The organism is Marinobacter fuscus (genome assembly GCF_003007675.1).
Lineage (GTDB): Bacteria > Pseudomonadota > Gammaproteobacteria > Pseudomonadales > Oleiphilaceae > Marinobacter > Marinobacter fuscus.
Genome location: NZ_PXNP01000024.1, coordinates 1 through 7,374, shown reverse-complemented (window position 1 = coordinate 7,374; position 7,374 = coordinate 1). Strand labels below are relative to the sequence as shown.

Genomic DNA, 7,374 nt, shown 5'->3' with positions numbered 1-7,374 from the left:
CCACCTTCGCGGATCGCGAAGCGCAGGCCATCTTCCATGGCGATCGGAGCGATCAGGGTAACAACCATTTTCACGTTGTCGCCCGGCATTACCATTTCAACACCTTCCGGCAGTTCGCAAGAACCGGTTACGTCAGTGGTCCGGAAGTAGAACTGCGGACGGTAGCCCTTGAAGAACGGAGTATGACGACCGCCTTCTTCTTTGGACAGTACGTACACTTCACACTCAAACTTGGTGTGCGGCTTGATGGAGCCAGGTACACACAGAACCTGACCACGCTCTACGTCGTCACGCTTGGTACCACGCAGCAGGGCACCAATGTTCTCACCGGCACGACCTTCGTCCAGCAGCTTGCGGAACATCTCAACACCAGTACAGGTTGTCTTGGTGGTATCGCGGATACCCACGATCTCCACTTCGTCACCTGTTTTGATGATGCCACGCTCAACACGACCGGTCACAACCGTACCACGACCGGAGATAGAGAAGACGTCCTCGATAGGCATCAGGAACGGCTGATCGATCGCACGCTCCGGCTCAGGAATGTAGTCATCCAGAGCTTCTACCAGCTTCTTAACAGCGGTAGTACCCATTTCGTTGTCGTCTTTGCCTTCCAACGCCATCAGCGCAGAACCGGTGATGATCGGAGTGTCGTCGCCTGGGAAGTCGTAGGTGCTCAGCAGATCGCGAACTTCCATCTCGACCAGCTCCAGCAACTCCTCGTCATCAACCATGTCAGCCTTGTTCAGGAACACAACGATGAACGGTACGCCAACCTGACGGGACAGCAGGATGTGCTCACGGGTCTGCGGCATGGGGCCGTCAGCGGCAGAACAAACCAGGATCGCGCCGTCCATCTGGGCAGCACCGGTGATCATGTTCTTTACGTAGTCAGCGTGACCCGGGCAATCAACGTGGGCGTAGTGACGGTTCGGAGAATCGTACTCAACGTGCGAAGTCGCGATGGTGATACCACGCGCACGCTCTTCCGGTGCGTTATCGATCTGATCGAAAGCACTGGCAGAACCTGTACCCCAAACTTCGTGGCATACACGAGTCAGAGCAGCGGTCAGAGTGGTCTTACCATGGTCAACGTGACCGATGGTGCCTACGTTTACGTGCGGCTTGCTACGTTCAAATTTTTCTTTAGACATTTTGACCAATCCCCTTCAGCGATCAGGATCGTAACGTTGACCGGATAAAAGTGGAGCTCATGACCGGAATTGAACCGGTGACCTCATCCTTACCAAGGATGTGCTCTACCGACTGAGCTACATGAGCATTAAACCAATTTGGAGCGGGCAGCGGGAATCGAACCCGCGTCATCAGCTTGGAAGGCTGAGGTAATAGCCACTATACGATGCCCGCGAGCAATTAGTGGTGGAGGGGGCTGGATTCGAACCAGCGAAGCTTTCGCGTCAGATTTACAGTCTGATCCCTTTGGCCACTCGGGAACCCCTCCAAACAAATTCGCATGCGCGAACCCGCTTAAAACTAAAGTGGAGCTGGCGGACGGAATCGAACCCCCGACCTGCTGATTACAAGTCAGCTGCTCTACCAACTGAGCTACGCCAGCTCACAATCGCTCCATGAGCGAGGCCGGTATACTACGGACTTTTTTTTGAGCTTGCAACACCTTTGCAGGCATTTTGTTCAATAAATTCGAACTTTCGCTCAATGTCCGCTTCAACCGACTGAAGCCACTGAGTTTCTACGTCAGGGCCAACCTCAAAAGCGAGCGCGTATCCTAAACGATTTCGGGGGAACTTTGCCAGCACTACATTCAACTTTTCCCGTTTTTTTTCTTCAAAAACCGCATTGGCTGCCGCTTCAGACTCAAACAGCCCCAGAGAGATTGCATTGCGATACTCGCCATCGGACACAATGTAAGCGTCGACTCCCGCCAGGTAGAGTTCTCGGAATTGATTGCGCGCGGCCTCAAATGGCTGAGGAGGTATCAGTATCCAGTTCAGCGGCGGGAGCTCACGCTCCATGGCAAGCACCTGGCCCGGGACTGGCAAACGGGCCAGGGCCTCGACTGCTTTCGCCCGGGTATCAAACCAGCCAAGCCGGAATGCTACACATTGCGCCCGGGACTGATCGGCAGCAGATACCGGCTTGAGGCTGCCCACCCTCGGCAGAGTACCTGAATGGGCGATAACTGAAAGGGGGGCAGATAACCTGGCAGCGCCAATCCAGAGGCCGATATTGAGCAAAAGCAGGATAAATGCCACCCGTGCCATTAACTCATCTCCTGACGCGCCCGAACCATCAGGCCATCCAACACCAGCCCTGGGCGGAACAGGGCCTCACAACCCAGAGTAAGATAGCGCCCCCCATCACCGCCGGTCAGATAGACACGATCCAGGCCGTAGATTTTTGCGTCGTTCATCACACGTTCGAACAAAGCCGTATTCAACCAGGCAAGACCATGGTTCACGCATTGATCGGTACTCATACCCGGCCGAGATGACAATTCAGAGTTTGGCTCAAAACCAACCCTTGCCGTATCAAGATGAAGGCTCCTTTGCATCATCTGAAGCCCAGGGAGAATATAGCCCCCAATATGTCTGCCATTCTCAGAGACATAATCGACAGTAACAGCACTCCCGGCATCTATAACCACGAGCCCCTCTCCGGCATCCGCCCAGGCACCCAGCATGGCATGCCAGCGATCCGCACCCATCTTTTCTATATGCTCGTAGGAATTCGTCAGGCCGGCCCTTACCGCCTCGCTCCAACAAAACCGGACAGGCTGAGAAGTTATACGGGCTATTGCGTCCTGTAACGCCTTTTGTGTGGGCTCAGGCGCCACTGTTGATGCGAAAACGCCAAGTATAGCTTTGTCTTGGCGAGCCATCTCCGCAAAGAGATAAGGCTCATCAAGCTTGCCAAAACCCTCTGATACAGCCCGACCGTCCATATCGGCAAGACGCCACTTGACCCGCGTATTGCCGCAGTCAATCAACAGCATCACGGCTTAACCCTCAAGCTTATATCTCCGGCTCGAACCGCAACCTGGCTGCCATCGACCTCAAGCAGATAGTTGCCCTGGGAATCAACGCCTGCGCCAACGCCTTTCAACTGGCCTTCGCGTGCCGCCACAGTCTTACCCCTGAACAGGTCACGGGCCTGCCAAAGCTCTCTGAACGGCTCAAAGCCTTCTTCCTCAAACGTCGACACCGCTTTCAGTATTGCCTCGATAATGGCTGCCGCCAATGAGTTCCGGATCCAGGTGATTCCTGGCCATGCCAGATCCAGGCTAGTCCAGGGCTGGTCGACTTCGTCGGCCTGCTGCATATGCACGTTGATTCCTATACCGGCAATGACCTGAACATAGCCCTGCTGCAGTTCGCCCTGAATCTCGACAAGAATGCCACTGCACTTTCGGCCTTCGGCAAACAAATCGTTCGGCCACTTAAGCTTTATCGATGCCTTGCCGATACTTTCCAGCGCTTCAGCAGCCGCAACACCCAGAACGAGGCTTAAACCGTCCAGTGACGTGAAATCACCCTTTATCGGAAGCCCTAAGCTGAGGTAAAGGTTCTGGCCTTTCGGACTCGACCAGTTTCTGCCCCGGCGCCCCCGCCCGGCAGTTTGACAGTCAGCGAGGATGACAGGAATCCGGCTTTGCCCGCGCGCCAGTCTGCGTGCGACCTCCGCATTGGTAGAGTCAGTCTCGCCAAGAATCTCCAGATCTATCTGGCTGGCCAGATTGTCTTCAAGCTGCCGGAGAATCACCTGGCGGTCGAGCAGATCTACCCTGCCGGACAATCGATAGCCCTGACCACGAATTGTTTCGATCGCGTACCCTTCACTCATCGCCTTGCGAACCTGCTTCCAGATCGCGGTGCGGGATACGCCCAGCTCCCGGGCAAGCGATTCTCCGGAATGAACTTCCTGATCAGCCAGAATCGAGAGAAGGCTATTGAGTTTCATGCAGTAATTTCCAGCTATTTACAGACCAACGCGGATTAAACACCAGCCCGCACCAGCAATGCAAAGCACGAGAGAAATAAAGGTAAAAAAAAACCCCAGCTTCATAGAAGCTGGGGTTTGTATTAGGAGCCTGACGATGACCTACTCTCACATGGGCAACGCCACACTACCATCGGCGCAGGACTGTTTCACTTCTGAGTTCGGGATGGGATCAGGTGGTTCCAGACCGCTATGGTCGTCAGGCAAATCGGTTGATCACTGGTTGGACGGGATAGAAGATGGGAGTTTTCACTCCGCTGTGATGAACGATTTCGCAGGTTATCCGCAATTATCTTGGGTGTTATATAGTCAAGCCGCACGAGCAATTAGTACCGGTTAGCTCAACGCCTCGCAGCGCTTACACACCCGGCCTATCAACGTCCTGGTCTTGAACGGCTCTTCAGGAGGCTCGAGGCCTCGGGGAGATCTCATCTTGGAAGGGGCTTCCCGCTTAGATGCTTTCAGCGGTTATCCTGTCCGAACATAGCTACCGGGCAATGCTTCTGGCGAAACAACCCGAACACCAGAGGTTCGTCCACTCCGGTCCTCTCGTACTAGGAGCAGCTTTCCTCAAATCTCCAACGTCCACGGCAGATAGGGACCGAACTGTCTCACGACGTTCTAAACCCAGCTCGCGTACCACTTTAAATGGCGAACAGCCATACCCTTGGGACCGGCTTCAGCCCCAGGATGTGATGAGCCGACATCGAGGTGCCAAACACCGCCGTCGATGTGAACTCTTGGGCGGTATCAGCCTGTTATCCCCGGAGTACCTTTTATCCGTTGAGCGATGGCCCTTCCATACAGAACCACCGGATCACTATGACCTACTTTCGTACCTGCTCGACGTGTCTGTCTCGCAGTCAAGCGGGCTTGTGCCATTACACTAACCGCACGATGTCCGACCGTGCTTAGCCCACCTTTGTGCTCCTCCGTTACGCTTTGGGAGGAGACCGCCCCAGTCAAACTACCCACCACACAGTGTCCTCAACCCCGATAAGGGGCCAGAGTTAGAACCTCAAACATGCCAGGCTGGTATTTCAAGGTTGGCTCCACCGGAACTGGCGTCCCGGTTTCAAAGCCTCCCAGCTATCCTACACAAGCATGCTCAAAGTTCACTGTGAAGCTATAGTAAAGGTTCACGGGGTCTTTCCGTCTAGCCGCGGATACACCGCATCTTCACGGCGATTTCAATTTCACTGAGTCTCGGGTAGAGACAGCGCCCCCATCGTTACGCCATTCGTGCAGGTCGGAACTTACCCGACAAGGAATTTCGCTACCTTAGGACCGTTATAGTTACGGCCGCCGTTTACCGGGGCTTCGATCAAGAGCTTCGCACGAATGCTAACCCCATCAATTAACCTTCCGGCACCGGGCAGGCGTCACACCGTATACGTCCACTTTCGTGTTTGCACAGTGCTGTGTTTTTAATAAACAGTCGCAGGGGCCTGGTATCTTCGACTGGCTTCTGCTCCACCCGCGGGGGTTTCACATACACGCCAGCGTGCCTTCTCCCGAAGTTACGGCACCATTTTGCCTAGTTCCTTTACCCGAGTTCTCTCAAGCGCCTTGGTATTCTCTACCTGACCACCTGTGTCGGTTTGGGGTACGGTCTCGAATAGCCTGAAGCTTAGAAGATTTTCCTGGAAGCAGGGCATCAATGACTTCGCGTCCGTGGACACTCGTCGTCACGTCTCAGGATTGAGGACCCGGATTTGCCTAAGTCCTCTCCCTACTCGCTTAAACCGGGACAACCGTCGCCCGGCTCACCTAGCCTTCTCCGTCTCTCCATCGCAGCTATCCAAGGTACGGGAATATTAACCCGTTTCCCATCGACTACACCTTTCGGTCTCGCCTTAGGGGCCGACTCACCCTGCGCCGATTAACGTTGCGCAGGAACCCTTGGTCTTCCGGCGTGCGGGTTTTTCACCCGCATTATCGTTACTCATGTCAGCATTCGCACTTCTGATACCTCCAGCATGCTTCTCAACACACCTTCGCAGGCTTACAGAACGCTCCCCTACCCCGCATACAGAGTATGCAGCCGCAGCTTCGGTGACCAGTTTGAGCCCCGTTACATCTTCCGCGCAGGCCGACTCGACTAGTGAGCTATTACGCTTTCTTTAAAGGATGGCTGCTTCTAAGCCAACCTCCTAGCTGTCTGAGCCTTCCCACATCGTTTCCCACTTAACTGGTACTTTGGGACCTTAGCTGGCGGTCTGGGTTGTTTCCCTCTTCACGACGGACGTTAGCACCCGCCGTGTGTCTCCCGGATAGTACTCACAGGTATTCGGAGTTTGCATGGGGTTGGTAAGTCGAGATGACCCCCTAGCCCAAACAGTGCTCTACCCCCTGTGGTATTCGTCCGAGGCGCTACCTAAATAGCTTTCGGGGAGAACCAGCTATCTCCGGGCTTGATTAGCCTTTCACTCCGATCCACAAGTCATCCCCTGGCTTTTCAACGACAGTGGGTTCGGTCCTCCAGTTGATGTTACTCAACCTTCAACCTGCTCATGGATAGATCGCCCGGTTTCGGGTCTATGCCTAGCGACTGATTCGCCCTATTCAGACTCGGTTTCCCTACGGCTCCCCTAAACGGTTAACCTCGCCACTAAACATAAGTCGCTGACCCATTATACAAAAGGTACGCCGTCACAGAACAAGTCTGCTCCGACTGCTTGTACGCATACGGTTTCAGGGTCTATTTCACTCCCCTCACAGGGGTTCTTTTCGCCTTTCCCTCACGGTACTGGTTCACTATCGGTCAGTCAGGAGTATTTAGCCTTGGAGGATGGTCCCCCCATGTTCAGTCAATGTTTCTCGTGCATCGACCTACTCGATTTCACTGAACTCAGGTTTCGGATACGGGGCTATCACCCACTATGGCGGCACTTTCCAGAGCCTTCTCCTACCAGTTGTTCAGCTTAAGGGCTGGTCCCCGTTCGCTCGCCGCTACTGAGGGAATCTCGGTTGATTTCTTTTCCTCAGGGTACTTAGATGTTTCAGTTCCCCTGGTTCGCCTCTTACACCTATGTATTCAGTGCAAGATACCGATCCGAAGATCGGTGGGTTTCCCCATTCAGAGATGCCCGGATCACAGCTTGTTTGCCAGCTCCCCGAGCCTTATCGCAGGCTTCCACGTCTTTCATCGCCTCTGACTGCCAAGGCATCCACCGTATGCGCTTAGTTGCTTGACTATATAACCCCAAGATAACTGGGTTCCGAGGAACTCAATCTCTTGTGGCTGTTTCATCAACAACCTCAACGATAACACCGGATAACGCTTGAAATCGCTATCACTTTGAACAATCTTCTCTCGGAGATAATGAGAGAAGAATATTCTGTTCTATCTCGTCCAATTTGTTAAAGAGCAAATCTGACCCAGTGATCAGAAAG

4 protein-coding genes, 4 tRNA genes and 2 rRNA genes are annotated in these 7,374 nt (G+C 54.0%); all 10 read right to left on the bottom strand.

The genetic code is table 11. From position 1 onward, the window contains the following. Positions 1 to 1,154: elongation factor Tu (gene tuf, locus C7H09_RS07410; RefSeq protein ID WP_106761966.1), on the bottom strand; the 1,154-nt coding region annotated here is incomplete at its 3' end. Between the two features lie 51 nt (positions 1,155 to 1,205). Then, a tRNA-Thr gene (locus C7H09_RS07405) sits at positions 1,206 to 1,281 on the bottom strand. A 12-nt stretch (positions 1,282 to 1,293) separates the two neighbouring features. Then, positions 1,294 to 1,368, bottom strand: a tRNA-Gly gene (locus tag C7H09_RS07400). A 10-nt stretch (positions 1,369 to 1,378) separates the two neighbouring features. Next, positions 1,379 to 1,462 (bottom strand) — tRNA-Tyr (locus C7H09_RS07395). Positions 1,463 to 1,500: 38 nt separating this feature from the next. Then, positions 1,501 to 1,576, bottom strand: a tRNA-Thr gene (locus C7H09_RS07390). Positions 1,577 to 1,607: 31 nt separating this feature from the next. Next, complete coding sequence (locus C7H09_RS20185) at positions 1,608 to 1,994, bottom strand: hypothetical protein (protein ID WP_240616528.1); 387 nt, start codon at positions 1,992 to 1,994, stop codon at positions 1,608 to 1,610. Between the two features lie 248 nt (positions 1,995 to 2,242). Beyond that, positions 2,243 to 2,974 (bottom strand): type III pantothenate kinase, encoded by a 732-nt coding sequence (locus C7H09_RS07380; RefSeq protein ID WP_240616529.1) that lies wholly within the window; start codon positions 2,972 to 2,974, stop codon positions 2,243 to 2,245. After that, the gene (locus C7H09_RS07375) at positions 2,974 to 3,939 is read right to left on the bottom strand and encodes a biotin--[acetyl-CoA-carboxylase] ligase (RefSeq protein WP_106761963.1); all 966 of its coding nucleotides are present in this window, start codon (positions 3,937 to 3,939) and stop codon (positions 2,974 to 2,976) included. The genes C7H09_RS07380 and C7H09_RS07375 overlap by 1 nt, the downstream gene beginning before the upstream one ends. Before the next feature lie 128 nt (positions 3,940 to 4,067). Then, positions 4,068 to 4,182: ribosomal RNA gene (rrf, locus tag C7H09_RS07370) — 5S ribosomal RNA — on the bottom strand. Positions 4,183 to 4,283: 101 nt separating this feature from the next. Next, a 23S ribosomal RNA gene (locus tag C7H09_RS07365) occupies positions 4,284 to 7,175 on the bottom strand. Positions 7,176 to 7,374 lie beyond the last annotated feature (199 nt).

What these genes read in the sequence shown, in the direction of transcription:
- C7H09_RS20185 (WP_240616528.1), bottom strand. Translation starts at nt 1,994, where the DNA reads ATGGAGCGTGAGCTCCCGCCGCTGAACTGGATACTGATACCTCCTCAG.
- C7H09_RS07380 (WP_240616529.1), bottom strand. Translation starts at nt 2,974, where the DNA reads ATGCTGTTGATTGACTGCGGCAATACGCGGGTCAAGTGGCGTCTTGCC.
- C7H09_RS07375 (WP_106761963.1), bottom strand. Translation starts at nt 3,939, where the DNA reads ATGAAACTCAATAGCCTTCTCTCGATTCTGGCTGATCAGGAAGTTCAT.